Source organism: Herpetosiphon sp., assembly GCF_003512625.1.
GTDB classification, from domain to species: domain Bacteria; phylum Chloroflexota; class Chloroflexia; order Chloroflexales; family Herpetosiphonaceae; genus Herpetosiphon; species Herpetosiphon aurantiacus.
In genome coordinates this window covers 34,360-55,860 of the sequence record NZ_DOPT01000076.1, presented here as the reverse complement: position 1 = coordinate 55,860, position 21,501 = coordinate 34,360, and the positions used below count along the sequence as shown (strand labels likewise).

Here is a 21,501-nt window from a genome sequence, read left to right as displayed (position 1 = left end):
AATGAGCGAGATTGCGATTCAGGTTGAGCATTTAAGTAAGCAATTTCGCATTGGGGCGAATGCATTTCAAAAAACCTTTCGCGAAACAGTGTCGGATATGATGTTAGCGCCAGCCCGCCGCTTGCGTTCAGCCATGCGTGGTCAAGGCAGCCAAGCTGCGACCAAGGAATTTTGGGCGCTGCGCGATGTTTCATTCGATGTTAAGCAGGGCGAAGTCGTTGGGATTATCGGCCACAACGGCGCGGGCAAAAGTACCTTATTGAAAGTGCTTTCGCGGATTACCGAGCCAACCACTGGCTCAGCCTTGATTCGTGGGCGGGTTGGCACGCTGCTTGAAGTTGGCACGGGTTTTCATCCCGACCTCACAGGTCGCGAAAATATGTATCTCAACGGAGCGATTTTGGGCATGAGCCGCGCCGAAATTAACCGTAAGTTCGATGAAATTGTGGCCTTTGCTGAGGTCGAGCAATTTATCGACACCATGGTTAAACATTATTCCAGCGGCATGTATTTGCGCTTAGCCTTTGCGGTGGCCGCCCACCTTGAGCCAGAAATTCTGATTGTCGATGAGGTTCTGGCGGTTGGCGATGCTCAATTTCAAAAGAAATGCTTGGGCAAAATGGGCGAAGTTGCCCAGAATGGCCGGACTGTGCTCTTTGTAAGCCACAATATGGCGGCAATTCGCAGCTTATGTCAACGAGTGGTTTGGCTCAACCAAGGCACTGTGCTCAAAGATGGCCCTTCGGCAGCAATTGTCAACGAATATTTGATGCAAACCGTCACTTCAAGCAGCTCTCGCGTCGATCTGCGCGAGGCAACTCGCCATTATGATTATGGTAAGCGCTTTAAGATTAATGACCTGACCTTTAACCACGGCGAGCCAATTTTGCATGGCGAGGTGCTCAACGTCAGCTTCAACTACGAAGCCTATGCCGATGTCTATGGCGTGTCGTTTGGCTATGGGTTTTCCTCACTCGAAGGCACGCGCCTAATGACGGTCGATAGCGATTTGAATGCACCACGCTACCTTATTAAGCGCGGCCAGCACGGCCAACTCACCAGTACCCTCGATACGCTCAACTTGCAACCTGGCATCTATTTGCTTGATGTTGGGGTGCGTTCAGGTGATGGTAGTGCGTTGGATTACCTGCCTGGATGTGCTCAGGTTGAAATTTTGCCTGGCCCGACTACCCCAGCTTCAATGAGCCGCTTGGATTATGCCGGTAATGTACGGCTTGGCGGGCAGTGGCAATGGCCTGAGACGGCCCAAGAGGATCGCGATTAATGCAACCATTAAAGATTCTGGTGTTGACCAGCTTATTTCCACCGCACTATATCGGTGGCTACGAGGTTGGTTGTGGCGATGTGGTTGCTGGTTTACGCGCCAAAGGCCACGATGTAACGGTGCTAACCAGCACCTACGGCGTGGATCGCGAAGTGCGCGAAGGCTTTATCGAGCGTTCGCTGACGATCGATATTCACCCCGTGGCTCAAACTACTTTAGCCCACCAACGCCGTTTATACGAACGTGAACTCCACAATCAGCCACGCATTTTAGCACTTGCCGAAGCGCTAAAACCCGATATTGTGTTTGTTTGGAGTTTCTACCAAGCCTCGATGTCGGCAGTGCGTATGCTCCAAGCACGCGGCTATCGCACAGTCTTTTTCATCTCCGATCATTGGCCAATTCGGATTGGAATTTTCGATCCATGGCACTATATGCCGCGCCATCCTGTGCGTTGGCTTGGGCGCAAACTGCTTGGCCGAAAGCTTGGGCGCAAAACTGGTTTTCGCAATCATTTGCCATTGAGCTATGCCAATGCAATTTTTGCTAGCGACTTTTTGCTCAAGCAAACCCAACCCATCGGCTCCATGCCCAATGCTCAAGTGATTCGCTGGGGTGTTGATTACGATTTGTTTGTGCGCCGTGAACGATCAGCTAGCATGGGCCAGCGCTTATTGTTTGTTGGTCAAATTTCCGGCCACAAAGGCATGGAAACCTTACTTGAGGCCTTTGCCTTGGTGCAACAAAAGCATGGCTTTGAACAAGCGACGCTCTCGATTGTTGGGGCTGGGCTTTCCGCTGAATATACCAGCGAGATGCAGCGCTACGCCGAAACCCTTGGTATCAGCCAAAGCGTTGCTTGGCGGGGCAAATTGCCGCGCCAAGCACTACCCGACATCTACGCCAGCCACGATATTTTGATCTTCCCATCACGTTGGGATGAGCCATTTAGCATTACTGTCGTTGAGGCGCTGGCAATGGGGTTGGTGGTAGTGGCCTCGGATACTGGCGGCACAACCGAAATTATCAAGCATGAACAAACTGGCATGGTGTTTGCCCGCGACGATGCTGCAAGCTGCGCCGACCATATTGCAACGCTCTTTACCCAACCAGCCTTAGCCCAAAAACTCCACAACCAAGCCACCCAGATTGTCGATCGCGAGTTTCGCATGAGCACCATGATCGATCGGGTTGAAGCAGCGCTCTATGCTGCCTGTAACAAGGATTCGCACCATGACTAAATATATTGCTCGCACACGCCAAATTGTTTGGAAAAATTATCTGCGGGCTTTGCCAGCATTAAAAACTGTCAGCCGTGCCTTAGGGATCGAAAATGCTGCTCGTTCGGCGATGCGCACCATTTTGCCCAAAATTCAGGCTAAACGCACCAGTAAATGGGCTTGGGCCAGCGAAACATCCAAATGCCGCGCTCGGCTTGACCCATTTTGTGTCGGTTATGGCTTAGATTTAGGCTTTGGTGGCGACCCAATCAACCCTCGGGCGGTGCGGGTCGATTTACCGCAACCTTATACTGCGGTTGGTCAATATCCAGTGCAATTGGGCGGCGATGCCGATCATTTATATTGGTTTGCCGATAATGTGATCGATTATATTTATTCATCGCATTTGCTCGAAGATTTCGACGATACCAAAGCGGCGCTAAAAGAATGGCTACGCGTATTAAAAGTTGGTGGTCGTTTGGTGATTTTCTGCCCCGATGAACAACGCTTTCGCGTCCATTGCCAAAAAACTGGCCAGCCCTATAATCCTCATCACAAGCATGCCCATTTTTCGCTAGAGTTTGTCAAAGGCTTGCTGCGCGAATTAGGCCAAACCAAATTTATTCATGAAAACCCCGATGTTGATATTTATTCGTGGGAACTGGTGTGCGAGAAAATTGAGGCCTAGTTGTGGCAGACCCAAACCAAATCTCATTTTTAGCGCGAGTTCAGCGCCGCTTGCGCTACGATTGGCAAAGCAAATTTTTGCCGCGCTGGTGGCATTTAAACTTACACCTACGCAAACCCACGATCCGACGAGTATTAGGCTTTGGCGGTGGCCTTGGCGATCAATTGTTATGCACAGCGATTTTTCGAGCCTTGCGCGAACATGACGAAGCCGATCTTTGGATGCAAACCAATAATCCTGAATTATTCGCGCATAACCCCGATATTGCTGGAATAATTCCGGTGATGCCCTATTATTTTAAAATCATTGAACAGCATGGATTGCCATTCAAACGGCTTAATTATACGACCCATATTAAAGAACAAGCCCGCGATTTACCACCACAGCAACATCTGATTACCAATATGGCTTCGGTTTTGGGAATCGATTATCCTGTGGGTGTGCGGCCTTATCTGCACTTAACTGAGACTGAACGTACTCAACACATTATTTCCAAGCCCTATATTGCAGTCCAAAGCTCAATTTTGGCAGCACGCTACCCAATTGCCACCAAAGAGTGGTATCCCGAACGCATGCAAGTTGTAGTCAATCAATTAGCCAAACACTTTACGATTGTGCAACTTGGCATGCCCAGCGACCCCAAACTTGAGCATGTGATCGATCTGCGGGGCAAAGCCAGCATCCGCGAATCGGCGGCAATTTTGCAAGCGGCGCAGCTCTTTATTGGCTTTGTCGGCTTTCAGATGCACTTAGCACGGGCGGTGGATTGCCGCTCGGTGATTATTTTTGGTGGTCGTGAAGCGCCGTTTCAATCGGGCTATAGCTGCAACAGCAATTTGTACACGCCATTAAGTTGTGCGCCCTGCTGGCTCTGGGAGAATTGCCCAATCGAGCGCCAATGTATGCAGGAAATTACGCCAGAAATGGTCTTGGCGGCGGTCGAAGAACAATTAGGCTTAGTTGGCCAGCCATTGAAAATCGATTATATCAAGCCCCGCCCAGCCCATGAATTGATCGAATTGGAGATTCATTGTGCATGAATTAACTGCCACGCTAGCCAAATTAAGCCAACAACGGGTCTTAATTGTTGGCGATGTTATGCTCGATGAATATATTTGGGGCGATGTGACCCGCATTTCGCCTGAAGCGCCAGTGCCAATCGTCAATGTGCGTTCGCGCAGCTATCGGCCAGGCGGAGCTAGCAACGTTGCCGCCAGTATTGCCGCACTGAATGCCGAGGTGCTGCTTGGCGGGGTGATCGGCGACGATTTGGCAGGCCAACAGCTCAAAATTGCCCTCCAACAGGCGGGCGTTGCTGATAGCACAGGCTTGATCAGTGCTCAACGCCCAACCACGCTCAAAACCCGCATCATCGCCCATAACCAACAGATGTTGCGCTATGATAGCGAGGTCAGCACGGCGCTTGATGAAGCGAGCGAAGCAGCACTGTGCGCTTGGGTTGATCAACAGATTGCTAATTGCCAAGTTTGTATTCTCTCGGATTATGCCAAGGGGGTGCTGACTGAGCGAATTTGCCAGCATGTGATTCAACAGGCACGGTATTACAACATTCCGGTGGTGGTTGATCCCAAGGGCATCAATTATCAGCGTTATGCCCAAGCCAGCGTAATTACGCCTAATCTGCAAGAAACCCAAGTTGTGACTGGGCTAAGCCTCCAAACGCTTGAACAACTGCACCATGCTGCTGATCAATTGTTGGATTTGCTGCAAGGTGCAGCGCTGATTATTACCCGCAGCGCTGATGGCATGGCGCTCTATCGCAACGACCATGCCCCTGTCTTTTTGCCAACCCATGCCCGCAACGTCTACGATGTGACTGGAGCAGGTGATACGGTTGTAGCAATTTTGGCCTTGGCGCTAGCTAGCGGTAGCAGTTTGGAGCATGCCATGCAATTGGCCAATCTAGCAGCCGGAATTGTGGTGGGCAAAGTTGGCACGGCTACCGTCGATCTGGCCGAATTATCGCAAGCAGTTACCAGCCTTTATTTGTAATGGATTATGAGGTTCGCAACCAGTTTCGCCGTACCCTCACCCCCAACCCCTCGCCCACTGTGGCGGGCGAGGGGTGTATTTCCAGAGTGATTCCCCCTCGCCTCGCGTGCGGGAGAGGGGGCTAGGGGGTGAGGGTATGCACGTCATTGCCAACCAATTAACCATTACATGTATTAATTATCAAAGGAACCGCTATGTCGTGGAAAAGCCGAGTCCGGCCATTTATCCCCAAGCCAGTGTTGCAACGTTATATCGCTTGGCGCGTTGCCAATAATCAAAAAACTGTGCGCCAACGCCTATTCGAGCAATATGGCCGCTACGCCGAATATACATTAACCCAACGCTCGCTACCTGAGCTATTTCCCGAAGGTCGTCAGGCCAGCATCGAAGTGCCAGTTGCGGCGATTGTGCGCGACGACACCATGGAAATGCCTTTGGCTGAATTGCTATCATTGGCGGGTGTGACCCAAATTAGCCAACCCAAAACTATTTTTGAATTTGGCACCTACATGGGCGCAACCACGCGCATGATGGCTCAGCATAGCAGCCCGGAAACCAAAATCTACACGCTTGACCTCGATGTCAAGACCCGCAACGAGTATTTGCGGCGCAATGGCTATCAGTTTGAATTAAGCTTCACGCCAGGCCAACACTTTCACAATACCCCTGAGGCCAGCAAAATCACCCAGCTTTGGCTTGGTTTAGAGCCATTCGATTTTAGCCCATATTATGGCCAAATGGATTTAGTCTTGGTTGATGCTGATCATTCGTATCCCTTCGTTAAGGCTGATACCGAAGTGGCGCTGAAATTGGTGCGGCCTGGTGGAGTAGTTGTTTGGGATGATTATACTTGGGTCGATGCGCATCCTGAGTGTGTTGGGGTCACCCGCTGTGTCAACGAATTGGCTGAGCGCTTGCCGATTTACCGCATCAAACAAACTCGTTTAGCGATCTATCGAGTGCCTGCATGAAACGGCGACTCTGGTTCGTCACCGATAGCACAGCCCTTGGGGGAGCCGAGGGCTATTTAGAAACCCTGTTGCTCAATGCCGACCAACAGCAATTTGAACTTGGCTTGTTGCTGCCGCCGCGCCCAGCCACCCAACCCTTGATCGATCGAGCCAAAGCCCATGGAGCGAGCATTGCAACCTTGGATGTGGTGCACGAGCATGGGTTATCGCTGAAGGCAGTCAATCAAGCGGCACGACTTTTTCGCCAATTACAGCCTGATATTGTGCATTTCGTTGTGCCTTCACCGCGCCGCGCCGCAGAATTGGTGCTTGGGGCGGCCTTGGCGCGAGTGCCACGCCGAGTTATCACCTTCCAGTTGGTCACGCCAATTCCCCGCTTCAATTGGCTTTCCCATCATCTGCGGCTGCTCAATCGGCGTTGGCAATACGCCACCTTACACGCTGGCATCGCGGTTTCGCAAGGCAATGCTCAATTGTTATTAGAGCAATTTGGCTTTCCCAAGCGGCGTTTGCATACCATTTATAATGCGGTTGATAGCCAACGCTGGCAGCCGCAACCGCGCGATCCTGCAACTCGTGCAGCGTGGCAAATTCCCGCCGATGTGCCACTTTTAGGCGTGGTTGGGCGTTTGAGCCGCCAAAAAGGCCACCAAATTTTATTCGAGGCCTTACCAACGTTGTGGCAAGCGCAGCCGAATTTGCATGTCGCATTAATCGGCGAGGGCGATTTAGCTGACGAATTACGTCAAGCTGCCCAACAACTACCCAAGCCAAATCAAGTGCATTTTGTCGGCCAGCAAACTAATATGCCTGCGGCTTTGGCCGCACTTGATGTTTTTGTCTTGCCATCGCTGTACGAAGGCTTATCGTTTGCCTTGCTCGAAGCCATGGCCAGTGGGCAAGCAATTGTTGCCAGCAGCACCGATGGTACACGCGAAGCAATCAGCGATGGAATCCAAGGTCTATTGGTTGAGCCAGGCCAAAGTGCTGCGCTGGCGCAGGCAATCGGGCGCATGCTCAGCGATCAATCATTAAACCAAGCCTGTCGCCAAGCCGCCCGCCAACGCATTCAACAACAATTTGAGTTGCAAACGATGTTGCAACGCACGTTTGATTTGTATCGAGCATAGGGATCAGGGGCTAGGGGTCAGGGGTCAGGAAAGAGAGCATAGAACATAAAGATATGAGTGCTTAGTTATTGAGTGATGGAAACTTAACGCAGAGGCGCAGAGCAATAATGGCTCTAGGCTATTGGTATTCCCAACGAATCTCCGATTGCCCATAGCTTATAGCCAACTCCCCTTCGTGTCCTTCGTGTCCTTCGTGGATCAGAAACATAATCAAATACATCTGTGCCAATCTGTGGCTAAAAATCAACCTTTATGATTGCCCTATCTGATCTCTGCCTCCTAGCCACTCGTGAATCAGCCTAAAGCACGATTGCCCAAAGCTGCAACCTAGCCTACAATAGCACTGCGCAAGAGCGCAAGCTGAGACTAAAGCTCAAGCTGAATCGGCAAACGTCGTGTTAGAAAGTGGAGGTTCGAATCCTCCCCCAGCCACCAACTTAGGCTGGGTAGCCCAATTGGCAGAGGCGCTAACACAGCCACTCAAATTCAGATTATCGCTCTAGATTCAGTATTCGCTGTTGAACATCAAGTCAAGCACTATCATGCATATACCGCTGGATGCTAGTTCGAATCTAGCCAGCTCCGCCAAACTTTGGGGCCGTAGTTTAATGGAAAAACCCAGCGCTCTTAGGACTGACGTGGTAGTTTAAACGTATTGATGTGTGCAAATCAATAGCACTGCCGAGGCCCGACACTAGGCTAGAGTTCGGGCCTCATTTTTTAATCAATATGCAGTTGATCAAGCCGTTTGCTAGTTTGATGTGCCAAATGCTGGCGTTTGGCCCAGCCAACCCGTTGCGCCGCGTAGATTCCGCGATGGCCCGAAATGGCGTAGGCAATGCAGGTTGTGAGCATCAAAGGCCCAAGCAAGGCCGAGCCAAATAATTCAACTCCCATCAAGACACAGGCAATCGGGGTATTAGCAGCCCCAGCAAACACTGCAATAAAGCCCAATGCCGCCAACAGATCAGTTGGCACACCAAATAATTGCGCTAAAGCTGAGCCAAGCGTCGCGCCAATCACAAACAATGGCGTTACTTCGCCACCTTTAAAGCCCACGCCCAAGGTCAAGCCAGTTAACAATAATTTGAGTGCAAAAGCCCAAAATACAACGCCTCGTGGCTCAAAAGCCTGCGCCAGCAACGGCAAGCTTAGCCCATTGTAATCACGCGTATTCAACAAAAAACTGATGCTTACAATCAGCCCGCCACCAGCCACTGCCCGCAAAATTGGGTTGGGCAGCCAACGCCGTGACCAGGTTTGCACCAATTCAGTCCAGATCGCAAACGCACTGCTGGCTAAGCCAAAGCAAATTCCTGCTCCAACTAAAATCGCCCAGATCATGCTCAAATCGGGTACACTGCCTACATGATAATGGCTATGGGCAACATTCAGCCAACGCACCACTCCATCGCCAACTAAGGCTGCCACCAAACATGGCAACAACGCTTCATAGCGCAAAACCCCAAATGCTAGCACTTCCATGGCGAAAATTGTGCCGGCTATCGGCGTACCAAAGACGCTGCTGAACCCCGCGCTGATGCCCATCATTACTACCAAACGCCATTCAGCTTGGGGCAAGCGCCACCAACGCCCGATTCGCGCTGCCAAACTCGCGCCCATTTGCACTGCCGTCCCTTCGCGCCCAGCCGAGCCACCACCAAGATGGGTCAACAAGGTTCCGAGCAACACCAACGGAGCCATGCGCAAGGGAATTCCCGCCGAATCAGGGTTATGCAGTTGTTCAATGATCAGATTATTGCCAGCCGCCACGCTTGTGCCAAAACGCTGATAGAGCCAAGCCACCAAGCCACCAAGCAACGGCAAACTGAGTAATAGCCACCAATTGGTGGTTTGCAAGCTGGTCACCCAAGCCAAACTGACTAAAAAGAAGGCACTTGCCACACCAGCAGCAAAGCCTATCACCAAAGCTAATCCAGTCCAGCGCCCAACTTGGCGCATCAGCGTAATAATAGTTCCCAACATCTGATTCCTAAACTACCCAATCTGGTTTTAAAAACTATTCCCGATCTTCTGTCCAGTCAACCGAATCACGCTAATTTCGGGGCGCTTGCCAAACCGCAGCGGCGGCCCAGTAAATCCCCAACCACGATTAACATAGATCTGGCTGTTGGCAAGTTGATAGCGCCCAGCCACAAAACGATCGCGCGAACGCACGGCGCTTTCGGTCAAGATCGGAACCCAGATCTGGCCGCCATGGGTATGCCCGGCCAGAATCACCTGTGGCCCATACGACTTTACCACACTTGGTGCAAAAATTGGGTTATGCAACAACGTGATGCAGGGATCACCAGCCGATAGCTTAGCAAATGCGCGGGTCAGATCAATGCTGCTATGGCTCCAGCCATCACCATCATCATGTTTTGGGTCATCTAAGCCCACCAAATTCAAACGATCAGCGCCACGCCGAATAACCGTTTGCTGATTGATCAACAGTCCAAGATCTGCCCGTTTAATCGCCCAAATCATGCGATCAATATCGCCAGTGTAGTAATCGTGGTTGCCGAGCACCGAAAAAATGCCTTCGCGAGCTTGTAATTGACGCAAGGGCACAGTTGCATCATCAGCAAATTTTGCATGCTGATCAACAAAATCACCAGTAATTGCTACAATATCAGCATCAAGTTGATTAATCAGGGCCACAGCGCGGGCTACATCAGCAGCGGGAGTATAAGCACAAACATGCAAATCGCTTAATTGGACAATTTTAAAGCCCTCGAAACGGCTTGGCAAATTGGCAATCGGTAACTCAAGCTCAACAATTTCTGGGTTAAATGGCTCGATCACACTGCTATAACCAACCAAACCACCCAATAAGCCAGCTTCAAGCATAAAACGCCGCCGACTTAACGTTTCTGCATTGGGAGAGGGTTCAACCATTAAATTAGCTTTAGTTGCAGCGAGTAAACGACGGCCAAGCCACAAGGGATGCAGCAATAACAGCAAGCCAAATACTAAGGGCAAGCAGACCAATGCTCGAAATATCCATTGAGCCAGCCAAAAACGCCAACCTGTTTGCTCAGCCAGCCACTGCCAATCTTTGAGCCACGCCAAATTCCAGCCAAACAGGCCGCCCAGCAAGCCCATCCCAGCCAGCCAAATGCCGATGTTCAAACCCCAAAACCCAAGCTTACGCACCACAAGCCTGCTCTCCACGTATCCAATCGGTTTCATCATTCTAGCACTCAAGTATGTTGGCATACAGCAATCAATACAATCAATCGCTAGTCCACTCTGATTGTTAGGAGTCGCACTGAAGAACATAGAGCAAAGAACATAGAACATAGGGAAGGGATGCAGGCTAAATCAAAAGGCAGAAGTCAAAAATCAAAAATGGAGCTAGATTTTAACGCAGCGGCGCAGAGCATAAAAGAACATAGAACATAGAGCAAAGAACATAGGGGATCAGGCGCTTGGCATAGTAGAATAATCAAACAAATCTGTGCCAATCTGTGGCAAAATAAAACCTTCGTGGGCTTCGTGTCCTTCGTGGATCAATCGGGGTACAATCAACGTCGAGCACTATTCAATTATTGGAGAACGTTTGATGCAGATTAATCCAGCATTAGCGCAGGCAATTGAGGCCGATTCAGGCTTTGAATTGACCCAAGTGGAGTTTATCGGAGCAGGTTGGTTTGCCCAAGCCTATCGATTTTGCAGCCAAGCCAAGCATTATGTAGTGCGGATTAGCAAGCATTACCACGATTTTTTAAAGGATGTCTACGCCTACCAGCATTGGGGCCAACAACTACCAATTCCAGCAATTCTGGCGCATGGTCAATTTGCTGATGGCTGGGCCTACGCGATTAGCCCACATATTGCAGGCCAAACAATTGTCTCACTCGAAGCAGCAGAACTCAGGCAAATTCAGCCAGCACTCTTTAAAAGTTTGCAGCAACTGCATCAACTTAAGCTAGGACCAGTCACCGGCTGGGGTTCGGTCAACAGTCAAGGCCATGGTCGCTATCAATCATGGGCTGAAGAAGTTTTAGATATTGGCAATTACAAATTTGATTTCGATTGGCATGATTGGATCAAACGTGATGATCAAACAGGGACGTTGCTGCGGCAAGGTTATCGGCTAATGGAGCAATTGTTGAGCACAATCAGCACTGAACGATCTTTAATTCATCGTGATTTTGGCTTTGATAATGTGCTGTGTCAGCCACCAACAATTGTGGCCGTGCTCGATTGGGCCGATTTTGGCTATGGCGATTGGGTTTATGATATTGCCCAGCAAAGCTGTTATGGTCAAGCTGAAATCTATTTACAGCCATGGCTCAAATTCGCCCAACAACACGATTTAATTCCTGATAATTTTGAAAAACGTTTGCACTGCTATTGGCTGCGCATGAATTTGACCGATTTGATTGTCTCACAGTTGCGCAACGATTGGCATTGGCAGCGTAAAATTGTGGCAGAATTGAGCTGGTTGATTGAGAATCCTGTGGTAGTGAGGTTGAATCAATGAAGATCACCACAAGTCAAGAGCTGATCGGCTGGCATCGGTATCTTGAGCAATTGGGTCCACGGCTGACTGGCAGTGAGGCTCATCAGGCCTTTATCGAATTTTTAGCGACAGAATTAACCAGTTTGGGCTGTGAGGTTCAGCGTGATCGCTATTATTTTACCCGTTGGCAAGCTCAAAACTGGAGTTTAGCGCTCCTCGATAGCGCTGGCAACGAAACGAGCATTCCCTGTAGCTTTTATTACCCATATTCAGGCTCTACACCGCCTGAGGGCATCATTGGCGAGTTGGTGGATTGTGGCAAAAGCCCTGGCAATTTTCAGCAAGCTGCTGGCAAAATTGCTTTGGTTGAAGTGGCAGTTCCGGCGTTACCAACCATGCTATTTCTGCACCCAACCAAATTCGCCCAAGCCCAGAAATTGCCAAAACTGCTGCGAAACCCAACCCTTGGCTCGTTTTTGACTGGCCCAAATTTAGCCGCCGCCAAACAAGCTGGAGTAAAAGGGGTAATTTGCATTTGGTCGAAAATCTCAGCGGCCAATGCCGATGCTCAATATTTGCCCTTCACCACCAGCTATCAAGCTTGCCCAGCGCTTTGGGTCAACGCTGCGGTTGGTCAGCAACTCAAACAGGCAGTTGGCCAAAAGATTCGCTTCACCCTCGAAGCAACGCTCACTGAGCAATGCCCAACTGATAGCTTGTATGTGGTTTTGCCAGGTCAGCAATCCAACGAAAGCCTTTTGATTAATACTCATACCGATGGGCCGAACGCACCTGAGGAAAATGGCGCACTGGGCTTGCTGGCATTAGTGCGTTGGTTCAAACAGCAGCAGCATCAACGGAATTTGATTTTTATTTTTGCCACAGGCCATTTTCAATTGCCGCAACTTGGCAAGCATGGCCAAGCTACCAGCACATGGCTCGCTGAGCACCCCGAATTGTGGAATGGCCAGCAAATGCGGGCAATTGCAGGTGTGACCTTAGAGCATTTGGGCTGTACTGAATGGCTCGATAATCGGGCATTAAGCGATTATCAACCAAGCCAGCAACCTGAACTTGAGCTAACCTACACCACCAGCCCAATGTTGGAGCAACTGTATTACACCGCGTTGTTGCAGCGCACCAAACAGCGGGTACTCACGATTATGCCAATTAACGAGATTTATTTTGGCGAGGGCGAGCCATTCTACAAAGCCAACATTCCGACAATTTCGCTGATTCCAGCGCCTAATTATCTATGTGCCACACCGAGCAACGCTGTAATCGATAAACTTGATTTTGATTTGATGCAGCAACAAATCGAAACCTTCGCCCGCGTGATCAAGATGATCGATCAGATCAGCACTAGCCATTTGGGCGTAGCTGAACCCCAGCCATTTAGCCTTGTTGGCAGTGTATTCCGCCGCATGGTTGGAGCCAATCAGCGGCACTAAATCACCACAGCCTCAAATTCGATCTGTTCAATTTCAAAGTAGGGGGCAAAGCAACAAACCCATGCTTGGCGCTTTGCCCCTTGTTCATTTAATATATCCAGCAAGAAAACCTGATTTTGGCGGCGATCACGGCCATCAAACGGGCCAAAATCCAAATAGCAACGCCTTTGGCTTGTAATTTGATACTGATTTTCTACGGCCCAAATCTTGATTGATTGCTTAATTGCCTGCGATTGCTTAACGCTGAGATACAGACCAAGGACAGCAATCAATCCCAGTATAAATGATGATATAGCATACAGCATTATTCAACTTCCAAATCAATTTCATAGTTGCCAAAGAAATAGCCGCGATAGCGCAACCAACCTGCAATCTGTTGGCCTGTTTGATCACGTAATTCAATTTTGTACACTTGGTCGTTTTCGCCAGTGCGCCAGAGAAATGGCCCTAAATTGAGCCAAGGCCGCTTAATTTCGATAATTTGATAGTGCTGACCGATAGCCCAAGCTTCAATATGTTCGTTGCGCTTAAGAATTTGATAACGCCCAAGCAAAAAGGCCCCACTCACCACAGCCAACGTTACTAAAACATATACAGTCATAACAATCCTTCCTTTACACTTGCTCTCAATACGTTCATCCAAACCGTTCGTTACGAATCAAAGCGCACATCAAGTTGATCGGAGAATAGGCCGCTAATCCAGCCACCACAACGCACCCAGATTGCCCGTGCCATCCCTTGTGGATCAATCACATCGACATAGAATACGGTATGATACTTACCAGAACGCCAAAAGAACGGGCCACGCCGCAACCATCGTTGCTCCAAGGCGATAATTCGATAGCCATTGGTAGCAGCCCATTGCTGAATTAATTGCACCGAACGTTTATGTTCAAACACATGCCAAGCGATAATTAGGCCCAAGAAACCAACAAACATCAGAAATGGTAAAAACGAATCCATCATCAATCCTTTCAAACTCTCAGAACGTAGAATCGTTATACTATAGGCTGTACGTGCTGATGCATGTGGAGTTGCAAACATGAGCAATGAGCTATTTCTACGCCGCAAATGGACATTCAAGGCCCATGGTTCGCAGGTGGTGATGATCAAACGCCCAGTTGAATCGAGCGAACATGTGATGATGAAGGCATTAATTTGGGCGTTGTATTTGCCCAATTATCCTGAGGCACGGGTTGAAACGCCAATCGGCTTGCGCTATAAGCCCGATGTGATTGCACTGGATTGCCAAGGGTTGCCGAGTTTTTGGGGCGAGGCTGGCCATGTGGGCATGGATAAGCTGGAAACCTTGCTCAAGCGCTATCGCCACACTCATTTTGTGTTTGCCAAATGGGATAGTAATTTAGAAGCCTTAGCTCAGGTGGTTAGCGAATTGACCAGCAGCATCAAACGCTCAGCCCCGATTGATCTGCTTTCGATCCCGGCTGACAGTGGCGAGCGTTTCTTTGGCGCTGATGGCACAATTACGGTTGAGCATAGCCAGATTAATTATCGGCGTTTAATGCAGCCATAATTTGGCTAACGGTGTGTTCATGATCTTCGCCAGTGCAATCTACGGTGATATTGGCAAATTGGCGATACAGCGGCACGCGCTCGGCATATAAATCGGCAAAACTTTGGCCTGGCTGCATCACAATTCCCCGCGAATCCATATCGGTGATGCGTGGCAACAGTTCATCGAATGCGATTGAAAGATAGACGATTGTGCCAAGCCGCTGGAAATTGGCCATAGCATCGGGGCTATAAATCACGCTGCCACCAGTCGCCACCACATATTGATCAAGCTCTAGCTCAGCGCAATATTGATTTTCGACCGCACAAAATTGCTCAGCGCCTAGCCGTTCGAGAATCTCAATCAAGCGGCCATGCTGGCGGGTTTGAATCACCACATCGGTATCAATAAAATCAAAAACTAAGGCTTTAGCTAATAAAATGCCCAGCGTACTTTTGCCCGATCCAGGCATGCCAATTAAAATCACATTGCGATGCTGCGCCATTGCCAAATCTCCAAACACAAGCGTGGGCTGTATTATACGCCAAGCAGCGTAAATACAAAAAAGCTCGCACCGCGATCAGGGAGAGATCGGCGCGGTGCGAGCAATGCAGGGTGTTTTACCATCGCAAAGCCGGCTCACTGGCTTTGCAATAGTCGCAGATCTGTAGGATTCAGGAGCTAGGGATCAGGGGTCAATTTGGCTATAGGCTATGGGCTATCGGAATTATTGCAATACCACAAAATGTTCCGATAGCTCAGCACAATAGATGCTCTGCGCCTCTGCATTAACAGTTATCTAATCCCTGATGACTCCTAAATCCTACTTTTGCCTTTTGATTTCTGCCTTTTGACTTTACTAATGGGCTCCAACAAATTGTTCGTGCTCGGTCGAGCCGCTCAAGGCGGTGGTCGATGACATGCCACCTGAAACTGCTTGCGCAACCAAATCGAAGTAGCCAGTGCCAACTTCGCGTTGGTGCTTGACGGCGGTATAGCCTTCGCTTTCGCGGTTGAATTCAGCTTGTTGCAATTGCACATAGGCGCTCATGCCTTGGTCGCGATAGCCGGTTGCCAAATCGAACATGCTGTAGTTCAAGGCGTGGAAGCCCGCCAAGGTGATGAATTGGAACTTGTAACCCATCGCGCCGAGTTCGCTTTGGAACTTGGCAATCGTGGCATCATCCAAGTTGCGCTTCCAGTTGAATGATGGCGAGCAGTTGTAGGCCAACAATTTGCCTGGATATTGAGCATGGATCGCTTCAGCAAATTTCCGTGCTTCTTCCAAATCTGGGGTTGAGGTTTCACACCAAATCAGGTCGGCATATGGAGCATAGGCCAAGCCACGGGCAATTGCTGAATCGATCCCACCGCGAATACAGAAGAAGCCTTCGGGGGTGCGTTCGCCTGTACAAAACTCGCGGTCACGTGGATCAACGTCGCTGGTCAAGAGGTATGCACCGTTGGCATCGGTACGAGCGACGACCAAGGTTGGTACGTCCATCACGTCGGCAGCCAAACGGGCAGCTTGCAGCGTGCGAATAAAGTGGCTCGTTGGGATCAAGACCTTGCCGCCCAAGTGGCCACATTTCTTTTCTGATGATAATTGATCTTCGAAGTGCACCCCAGCCGCGCCAGCTTCGATCATAGCCTTCATCATTTCAAAGGCATTCAGTGGGCCACCAAAGCCAGCTTCAGCATCGGCGATGATGGGCGCGAACCAGTAGGTACCATCTTTAGCTTCTGAGTGATAAATTTGGTCGCAGCGTTGCAAGGTTTGGTTGATCCGTTTGACAACTTGTGGCACGCTGTTAGCGGGATACAAGCTTTGATCGGGATACATTTGCCCAGCCATATTGGCATCGGCGGCAACCTGCCAGCCACTCAAGTAAATCGCCTTCAAGCCTGCTTTGACCATCTGCATGGCTTGATTACCAGTCAGCGCACCCAACGCATGCACGTAATCTTCGGTGTGAAGGAGATCCCACAAGCGTTCAGCACCCATCCGAGCTAAAGTTTGCTCAATAATCACTGAACCGCGCAAGCGCACAACATCTTCGGCTGTGTAATCGCGCTGAATCCCTTGCCAACGTGCGTCCGTTGCCCAACCCCGTTCCAGTTCTGTTGTTGAGATACCGTTCGTGGTGTTCATGGCTGACTCCTTTGTCAAATTACAATGGTGGCTATTCATTACAATCGCTCAAAGCGCTTGGGCAACGTCGCCAAGGTAATGAAAATCAAGAATCTATCCCAGCGTAGAATTGCAGGTTTTGGTCATTGTTGTTTGATGCCAGCACCTGCAAGCTGCCAATTAATTCACATTAATCGATTTGTTCGTAAGCAGGAAGCGTGAGAAATTCGGTAAAGGTTGGGTTGGCAACCAATTGATCAAACAATTGGCTAGCCCGATCATAATGACCGTTGCGATAGCGTTCTGCGCCAACTTCTTGTTCGATCTTGGCCAGTTCTTCGACGATCAACTCGCGCACCCAATCGAGGGTGATTTTGCGAAAATCTTCGGTAATGCCATTAGGTTGATGTACCCATTGCCAAACTTGAGCACGGGAGATTTCGGCGGTTGCGGCATCTTCCATTAAGTTGTACAGCGGCACGCAGCCTAAGCCACCCAACCAAGCTTCGATATATTGGATGCCAACGCTGATATTTTTGCGCAGGCCTTGCTCGGTAATCGGCGCTGATGGCTCGAAGCGCAGTAAATCATCGGCAGTAATTTCAACATCAAGCTGCTTGCCAATTTGGTTAGCTTCAGGCATCAAAGCATCAAAGGCGGCCTTAGCTAACGGAACCAAACCTGGATGAGCGACCCATGTGCCGTCGTGGCCGTCGCGAGCTTCGCGCTCTTTATCGGCTTGCACTTTGGCGAGGGCTTCGGCATTGGCTTGGGCATCGTGCTTGATCGGAATCTGAGCAGCCATCCCGCCCATTGCGTGAGCACCACGGCGATGGCAGGTTTTGATCGCCAGCAACGAATATGAGCGCATAAAGCGTGAAGTCATCGTCACTAAAGCACGATCAGCCAGCACAAAATGTTGTAATTTAGCAAATTTCTTGATGCAGCTGAAGATGTAATCCCAGCGGCCACAGTTGAGGCCAGCCGAGTGGTCGCGCAATTCATACAGAATTTCGTCCATCTCGAAGGCGGCCAAAATTGTTTCAATCAAAACCGTTGCCTTGATTGAGCCATGGGGCAGGCCGAGTTGCTTTTGGGCAAACACGAACACATCATTCCACAAACGGGCTTCGCGATGGCTTTCGAGTTTTGGCAGATAGAAGTAAGGAGCCGAGCCACGTTCGAGCAAGGTTTTGGCATTGTGGAACAAATACAAACCAAAGTCGAACAGACCACCAGCCAAGGGTTCGCCATCGACGGTGACATGCTTTTCGAGCAAGTGCCAGCCACGAGGCCGCACAAACAGCACCGCAACCTGATCGTTTAATTGATAGGCTTTGCCAGCTTCATTGGTGAAGCTTATCGTCCGATTGACCGCATCGCGCAAGTTAAGTTGGCCGCTGACCAAATTATCCCAGCTTGGAGTGGTTGCATCTTCACAGTCGGCCATGAAGACATTGGCTCCAGAGTTGAGCGCATTGATGATCATTTTGCGATCAATTGGCCCAGTAATTTCCACGCGACGATTACGAATCTCATCGGGGATGGGCGCAATTTGCCAGTCGCTAGCACGAATATGGGCAGTTTCAGCGAGAAAATCAGGGTTTTCGCCTGCATCAAGGCGGCTTTGGCGTTCCACTCGTCCGAGCAATAAGTCGCGGCGAGTTTGGTCAAAAGTGCGATGCAAGGCAGCTAAGAAGTGTAGGGCTGGTTCCGTCAACAATTCCGCCGCAGCGGGGGTGATAGGGGCGTTGATTTTCACGCCATGTTGCCGATCGGTCATGCGGTCGTTCCTTTCCGGTGCGTCACCATCGACGTAGGATTGGTGCATGGATTCTGGTAAAAATTGGCTTGGTAGATAATTTTTATCGCCAGCGAATTTTCACTGAATGAAGAATATCACAATGTTTTCTATCTGTCAAGCGAATATTCGCTAGCAGATAATTTAGTTTATTTAGATAATCTACAAAGAGTTTAAAAACCGAAACCGCGAAGAGTACGAAGAACGTGAAGGCTGTTTTCGCCACAGATTGGCACAGATTATTTTGATTCAATTCTTGCTTGCCCAACACCAATAGCCAAACTTCATAATTTATCCCTCATAATTCATCCTTAAAAAATGAGGATCGAGCTATTGCTAGCTCGACCTCGTATGTTCTATGCTCTATGTTCTGATTAATGAAACGCCGCCATTCCAGCCGCTCCAGCTTCGCCAGTTTGTTCGATTTGGGCCTCAGCTTTTTTGCGACCACCACGCAATTCGATCTCTTTGAGGAAGAAAACCACCACAAAACCCAAAAGCGTAATGCCAAAACTGAAGATAAACACATGATGAATGCCATCGACTAAGCCATATTTGACTGCGCCTAACAAGGTGTTATAAAGCGCTTCGCCCTGCTGGCCGCCTTGGGCAAACTGAGCTTGAATCAGTGATTGGGTTTCGGGTGAGAGCAAAATTTGCGGGTTGTTGAAGGCTGCCAAACTTTCGGCTGGCACATTTTGGGCAACTTCGGCTGGAATTGCCGCCTTGAAAGCTGGCAAATAGGCCGAATTCATCACCGAACCCATCGCTGCCAAGGCAATTGTGCTGCCAATTGAGCGGAAGAAGGTCAAAGCTGAGGTGGCTTGGCCAATTTTGTTGGGCAAGGCATTTTGGGTAATCAAGGTATACAGCGACATCCCCGCACCCATACCCAAGCCGAGCACCACCATATCTATCGCCACATTAGTATTGGTCGAATTGATATCGAGTTGCAGCAGCAGGAAGCCGCCTAACACGCTAATCGCCATACCAACAATTGCGATAATTTTGTATTTACCTGTTGCTGCCACAATTTGACCTGCTACCACGCTACAGATAATCGCAGTTAGCATCAACGGGGTCATAATCAGGCCACTATTGGTAATCGAGGTGCCAATTACGCCTTGCACAAACAAGGGCAAGAAGAAAATATTGCCAAACAGCGCCATATTCGAGATGATTGTGATCAACACCGAGATGCGGAAAATGCTATTTTTGAACAGGCTTGGCTCGATAATTGGCTGGCCATTGTTACGTTCAAGCCATGCTTCAAAGGCAATGAATGCACCCAAAAATACAATCGAAAGCCCAAACATGCTCAAAACTTGAGCTGAAAGCCAAGCGTATTGCGAACCAGCCCAGGTAAAGCCCAGCAACAGCGGCACTGTACCAGCAACCAACAAGATCGAGCCGATGTAGTCGATTTTGACCCGTTGGGCTTTGCGGCCAAGGGTTGGCATCAAAAACACTAAAGTCAAAAGCGCGATAATGCCCAACGGCAAATTGACGTAGAAAATCCAGCGCCATGAAACGTGTTCAGTCAACCAGCCACCAGCGGTTGGCCCAAGGATGGCCGAAATCCCAAAAACCCCACCAGTGATGCCTTGCCAGCGAGCGCGTTCGCGGGGTGTGAACAAATCGCCAACAATCGCCAAGGCAATTGGCATTAAGGCGGCTGCACCTAAGCCTTGCAAACCACGAAAGATGATTAATTGGTTCATGCTTTGGGCCGCGCCACACAAGCCTGAGCCAATCAAAAAGACAATTAAGCCAAAGATAAACAACGGCTTACGCCCGAACATATCCGAAAGCTTGCCATAAATTGGCACCATCACTGTCGAAGCCAACAGATAGGCCGTCGTAACCCAGGTATAGCGATCAAAGCCGTGTAAATCGGTAATGACTTTGGGCATCGCCGTACCCACAATTGTTTGATCGAGCGAGGCCAACAGCATCACCAAGAGCACGCTCAACATGGTGAGCAAGGTTTCGCGCTTGGTATAGCGTGGCTGTTCAAATTCAACTGCTGCCGAAGCCGCTTGCTTAATTGCCGTTTCCATTCCGCGCCTTTCTTAAGCCTACTTCCGTGAAATCCCATGGAAGAAAATTTGAATTATTTGAGGCAGCAACTCTTCAAACGCCACTGTTTGATCAGTTGTCAGATGATGGTAGTTGCGAGGAGAAAGCAAATTGAGATACATCACAATCATTACTTTGGTTGAGATGTTGGGATCAAATTCGCCCTGAGCTTTGCCTTGCTCGATAATTTCGCGTAGCAAATTGCGCACATGATCGATAATCGGCTGGGTGCGTTCATGCTTTTCGGCAAACCGCGAACGCATATCAGCACTGCCAAACACCTCTAGAAAAATCTGCATCCGACGAGCTTCGCTTGGATCATACGTCCGTTGCAAAATTGCTTCTAGGCGTTCGCGGGCGCTGCTAGTGCTGGCCGCCACCGCTTCGATCACTTGCACAAAGTTTTGTAATTGCCGCTCCACCAGGGCAATCATCAAATCTTCTTTGCTAGGAAAGTGCAAATAGACTGTGCCTTTGGCAATGCCAACTTGGGCTGCAATATCGTCGATTGAAGTTTCATGGTAGCCGCGCTCCAACAAAATGGTTTGGGCTGCCTCTAAAATCAGCCGAGCGCGTTCTTCGCGTTGGCGCTCTTTCAACGATCCAGCGGGCTTGGTTGGTTTCTCTAGGCTTGGCATGCTCAATTCCTTACGCTCAGCCATTATTTGACCATCAAACAATTTATGACCGATAAGTCAAATAATAACCCTAACACTATTCCATGTCAATCCAGTCAAAAGTCCTAGGA

General features: G+C 49.5%; 20 protein-coding genes. 10 read left to right on the top strand and 10 right to left on the bottom strand.

Annotated elements, in window-relative coordinates; all coding sequences use genetic code 11:
• Position 1 precedes the first annotated feature (1 nt).
• The 7 genes from DEF47_RS16515 (at position 2) to DEF47_RS16485 (ending at position 7,307) form a co-directional block, all read left to right on the top strand.
• Complete coding sequence (locus DEF47_RS16515) at positions 2 to 1,285, top strand: ABC transporter ATP-binding protein (protein WP_012188588.1); 1,284 nt, start codon at positions 2 to 4, stop codon at positions 1,283 to 1,285.
• The gene (locus DEF47_RS16510; RefSeq protein ID WP_012188587.1) at positions 1,285 to 2,526 is read left to right on the top strand and encodes a glycosyltransferase; all 1,242 of its coding nucleotides are present in this window, start codon (positions 1,285 to 1,287) and stop codon (positions 2,524 to 2,526) included. The genes DEF47_RS16515 and DEF47_RS16510 overlap by 1 nt, the downstream gene beginning before the upstream one ends.
• Complete coding sequence (locus tag DEF47_RS16505) at positions 2,519 to 3,193, top strand: class I SAM-dependent methyltransferase (protein ID WP_012188586.1); 675 nt, start codon at positions 2,519 to 2,521, stop codon at positions 3,191 to 3,193. The genes DEF47_RS16510 and DEF47_RS16505 overlap by 8 nt, the downstream gene beginning before the upstream one ends.
• Before the next feature lie 2 nt (positions 3,194 to 3,195).
• Entirely contained in the window at positions 3,196 to 4,233 is a 1,038-nt protein-coding gene (locus DEF47_RS16500; RefSeq protein WP_012188585.1) for an ADP-heptose--LPS heptosyltransferase, read from the top strand.
• On the top strand, positions 4,226 to 5,206 hold the full coding sequence (gene rfaE1, locus DEF47_RS16495) for a D-glycero-beta-D-manno-heptose-7-phosphate kinase (RefSeq protein ID WP_012188584.1): 981 nt from the start codon (positions 4,226 to 4,228) through the stop codon (positions 5,204 to 5,206). The genes DEF47_RS16500 and rfaE1 overlap by 8 nt, the downstream gene beginning before the upstream one ends.
• Positions 5,207 to 5,400: 194 nt before the next feature.
• Positions 5,401 to 6,177, top strand: coding sequence for an O-methyltransferase (locus DEF47_RS16490; RefSeq protein ID WP_012188583.1), 777 nt, complete (start codon positions 5,401 to 5,403; stop codon positions 6,175 to 6,177).
• The gene (locus DEF47_RS16485) at positions 6,174 to 7,307 is read left to right on the top strand and encodes a glycosyltransferase family 4 protein (RefSeq protein WP_012188582.1); all 1,134 of its coding nucleotides are present in this window, start codon (positions 6,174 to 6,176) and stop codon (positions 7,305 to 7,307) included. Before DEF47_RS16490 ends, DEF47_RS16485 begins: the two co-directional genes overlap by 4 nt.
• Before the next feature lie 720 nt (positions 7,308 to 8,027).
• Here the strand turns inward: DEF47_RS16485 and DEF47_RS16480 are convergent.
• Both DEF47_RS16480 and DEF47_RS16475 read right to left on the bottom strand, forming a co-directional pair.
• Complete coding sequence (locus DEF47_RS16480) at positions 8,028 to 9,293, bottom strand: chloride channel protein (RefSeq protein WP_012188581.1); 1,266 nt, start codon at positions 9,291 to 9,293, stop codon at positions 8,028 to 8,030.
• Between the two features lie 27 nt (positions 9,294 to 9,320).
• The gene (locus DEF47_RS16475) at positions 9,321 to 10,469 is read right to left on the bottom strand and encodes a metallophosphoesterase (RefSeq protein ID WP_012188580.1); all 1,149 of its coding nucleotides are present in this window, start codon (positions 10,467 to 10,469) and stop codon (positions 9,321 to 9,323) included.
• 406 nt (positions 10,470 to 10,875) lie between these two features.
• Here DEF47_RS16475 and DEF47_RS16470 point away from each other — a divergent pair, with 406 nt between their 5' ends.
• Positions 10,876 to 11,799: a phosphotransferase family protein gene (locus DEF47_RS16470; RefSeq protein WP_012188579.1), complete on the top strand. Its 924-nt coding sequence runs from the start codon at positions 10,876 to 10,878 to the stop codon at positions 11,797 to 11,799.
• Complete coding sequence (locus DEF47_RS16465; RefSeq protein WP_012188578.1) at positions 11,796 to 13,229, top strand: zinc-binding metallopeptidase family protein; 1,434 nt, start codon at positions 11,796 to 11,798, stop codon at positions 13,227 to 13,229. The genes DEF47_RS16470 and DEF47_RS16465 overlap by 4 nt, the downstream gene beginning before the upstream one ends.
• Here the strand turns inward: DEF47_RS16465 and DEF47_RS16460 are convergent.
• The 3 genes from DEF47_RS16460 to DEF47_RS16450 are packed head-to-tail and all read right to left on the bottom strand — an operon-like array spanning position 13,226 to position 14,192.
• Positions 13,226 to 13,534 carry a hypothetical protein gene (locus DEF47_RS16460; protein ID WP_041304090.1) on the bottom strand — a complete coding sequence of 103 codons (309 nt, stop codon included), beginning with the start codon at positions 13,532 to 13,534 and terminating at the stop codon, positions 13,226 to 13,228. The genes DEF47_RS16465 and DEF47_RS16460 overlap by 4 nt on opposite strands.
• A complete protein-coding gene (locus DEF47_RS16455; protein ID WP_012188576.1) occupies positions 13,534 to 13,830 on the bottom strand; it encodes a hypothetical protein in 297 nt (98 codons plus the stop codon). Before DEF47_RS16455 ends, DEF47_RS16460 begins: the two co-directional genes overlap by 1 nt.
• 50 nt (positions 13,831 to 13,880) lie before the next feature.
• Positions 13,881 to 14,192 carry a hypothetical protein gene (locus DEF47_RS16450; RefSeq protein ID WP_012188575.1) on the bottom strand — a complete coding sequence of 104 codons (312 nt, stop codon included), beginning with the start codon at positions 14,190 to 14,192 and terminating at the stop codon, positions 13,881 to 13,883.
• A 79-nt stretch (positions 14,193 to 14,271) separates the two neighbouring features.
• Between DEF47_RS16450 and DEF47_RS16445 the strand changes: the two genes are divergently transcribed.
• Positions 14,272 to 14,763, top strand: coding sequence for a hypothetical protein (locus DEF47_RS16445; protein ID WP_012188574.1), 492 nt, complete (start codon positions 14,272 to 14,274; stop codon positions 14,761 to 14,763).
• Here the strand turns inward: DEF47_RS16445 and DEF47_RS16440 are convergent.
• The 5 genes from DEF47_RS16440 to DEF47_RS16420 form a co-directional block, all read right to left on the bottom strand.
• Positions 14,735 to 15,247 carry a shikimate kinase gene (locus DEF47_RS16440; protein ID WP_012188573.1) on the bottom strand — a complete coding sequence of 171 codons (513 nt, stop codon included), beginning with the start codon at positions 15,245 to 15,247 and terminating at the stop codon, positions 14,735 to 14,737. The two genes, DEF47_RS16445 and DEF47_RS16440, sit on opposite strands and share 29 nt — an antisense overlap.
• Before the next feature lie 354 nt (positions 15,248 to 15,601).
• The gene (gene aceA / locus DEF47_RS16435; RefSeq protein WP_012188572.1) at positions 15,602 to 16,894 is read right to left on the bottom strand and encodes an isocitrate lyase; all 1,293 of its coding nucleotides are present in this window, start codon (positions 16,892 to 16,894) and stop codon (positions 15,602 to 15,604) included.
• Between the two features lie 169 nt (positions 16,895 to 17,063).
• On the bottom strand, positions 17,064 to 18,656 hold the full coding sequence (gene aceB, locus DEF47_RS16430) for a malate synthase A (protein WP_012188571.1): 1,593 nt from the start codon (positions 18,654 to 18,656) through the stop codon (positions 17,064 to 17,066).
• A gap of 392 nt (positions 18,657 to 19,048) precedes the next feature.
• Positions 19,049 to 20,734 carry an MDR family MFS transporter gene (locus DEF47_RS16425; protein WP_012188570.1) on the bottom strand — a complete coding sequence of 562 codons (1,686 nt, stop codon included), beginning with the start codon at positions 20,732 to 20,734 and terminating at the stop codon, positions 19,049 to 19,051.
• A gap of 18 nt (positions 20,735 to 20,752) precedes the next feature.
• A complete protein-coding gene (locus DEF47_RS16420) occupies positions 20,753 to 21,391 on the bottom strand; it encodes a TetR/AcrR family transcriptional regulator (protein ID WP_012188569.1) in 639 nt (212 codons plus the stop codon).
• Positions 21,392 to 21,501 lie beyond the last annotated feature (110 nt).

Coding starts and splice junctions, on each gene's coding strand:
- DEF47_RS16425 (WP_012188570.1), bottom strand. CDS start 20,734: ATGGAAACGGCAATTAAGCAAGCGGCTTCGGCAGCAGTTGAATTTGAA.
- aceA (WP_012188572.1), bottom strand. CDS start 16,894: ATGAACACCACGAACGGTATCTCAACAACAGAACTGGAACGGGGTTGG.
- aceB (WP_012188571.1), bottom strand. CDS start 18,656: ATGACCGATCGGCAACATGGCGTGAAAATCAACGCCCCTATCACCCCC.
- DEF47_RS16440 (WP_012188573.1), bottom strand. CDS start 15,247: ATGGCGCAGCATCGCAATGTGATTTTAATTGGCATGCCTGGATCGGGC.
- DEF47_RS16465 (WP_012188578.1), top strand. CDS start 11,796: ATGAAGATCACCACAAGTCAAGAGCTGATCGGCTGGCATCGGTATCTT.
- DEF47_RS16515 (WP_012188588.1), top strand. CDS start 2: ATGAGCGAGATTGCGATTCAGGTTGAGCATTTAAGTAAGCAATTTCGC.
- DEF47_RS16460 (WP_041304090.1), bottom strand. CDS start 13,534: ATGCTGTATGCTATATCATCATTTATACTGGGATTGATTGCTGTCCTT.
- DEF47_RS16480 (WP_012188581.1), bottom strand. CDS start 9,293: ATGTTGGGAACTATTATTACGCTGATGCGCCAAGTTGGGCGCTGGACT.
- DEF47_RS16485 (WP_012188582.1), top strand. CDS start 6,174: ATGAAACGGCGACTCTGGTTCGTCACCGATAGCACAGCCCTTGGGGGA.
- DEF47_RS16490 (WP_012188583.1), top strand. CDS start 5,401: ATGTCGTGGAAAAGCCGAGTCCGGCCATTTATCCCCAAGCCAGTGTTG.
- DEF47_RS16470 (WP_012188579.1), top strand. CDS start 10,876: ATGCAGATTAATCCAGCATTAGCGCAGGCAATTGAGGCCGATTCAGGC.
- DEF47_RS16445 (WP_012188574.1), top strand. CDS start 14,272: ATGAGCAATGAGCTATTTCTACGCCGCAAATGGACATTCAAGGCCCAT.
- DEF47_RS16450 (WP_012188575.1), bottom strand. CDS start 14,192: ATGGATTCGTTTTTACCATTTCTGATGTTTGTTGGTTTCTTGGGCCTA.
- DEF47_RS16455 (WP_012188576.1), bottom strand. CDS start 13,830: ATGACTGTATATGTTTTAGTAACGTTGGCTGTGGTGAGTGGGGCCTTT.
- DEF47_RS16505 (WP_012188586.1), top strand. CDS start 2,519: ATGACTAAATATATTGCTCGCACACGCCAAATTGTTTGGAAAAATTAT.
- DEF47_RS16510 (WP_012188587.1), top strand. CDS start 1,285: ATGCAACCATTAAAGATTCTGGTGTTGACCAGCTTATTTCCACCGCAC.
- DEF47_RS16420 (WP_012188569.1), bottom strand. CDS start 21,391: ATGCCAAGCCTAGAGAAACCAACCAAGCCCGCTGGATCGTTGAAAGAG.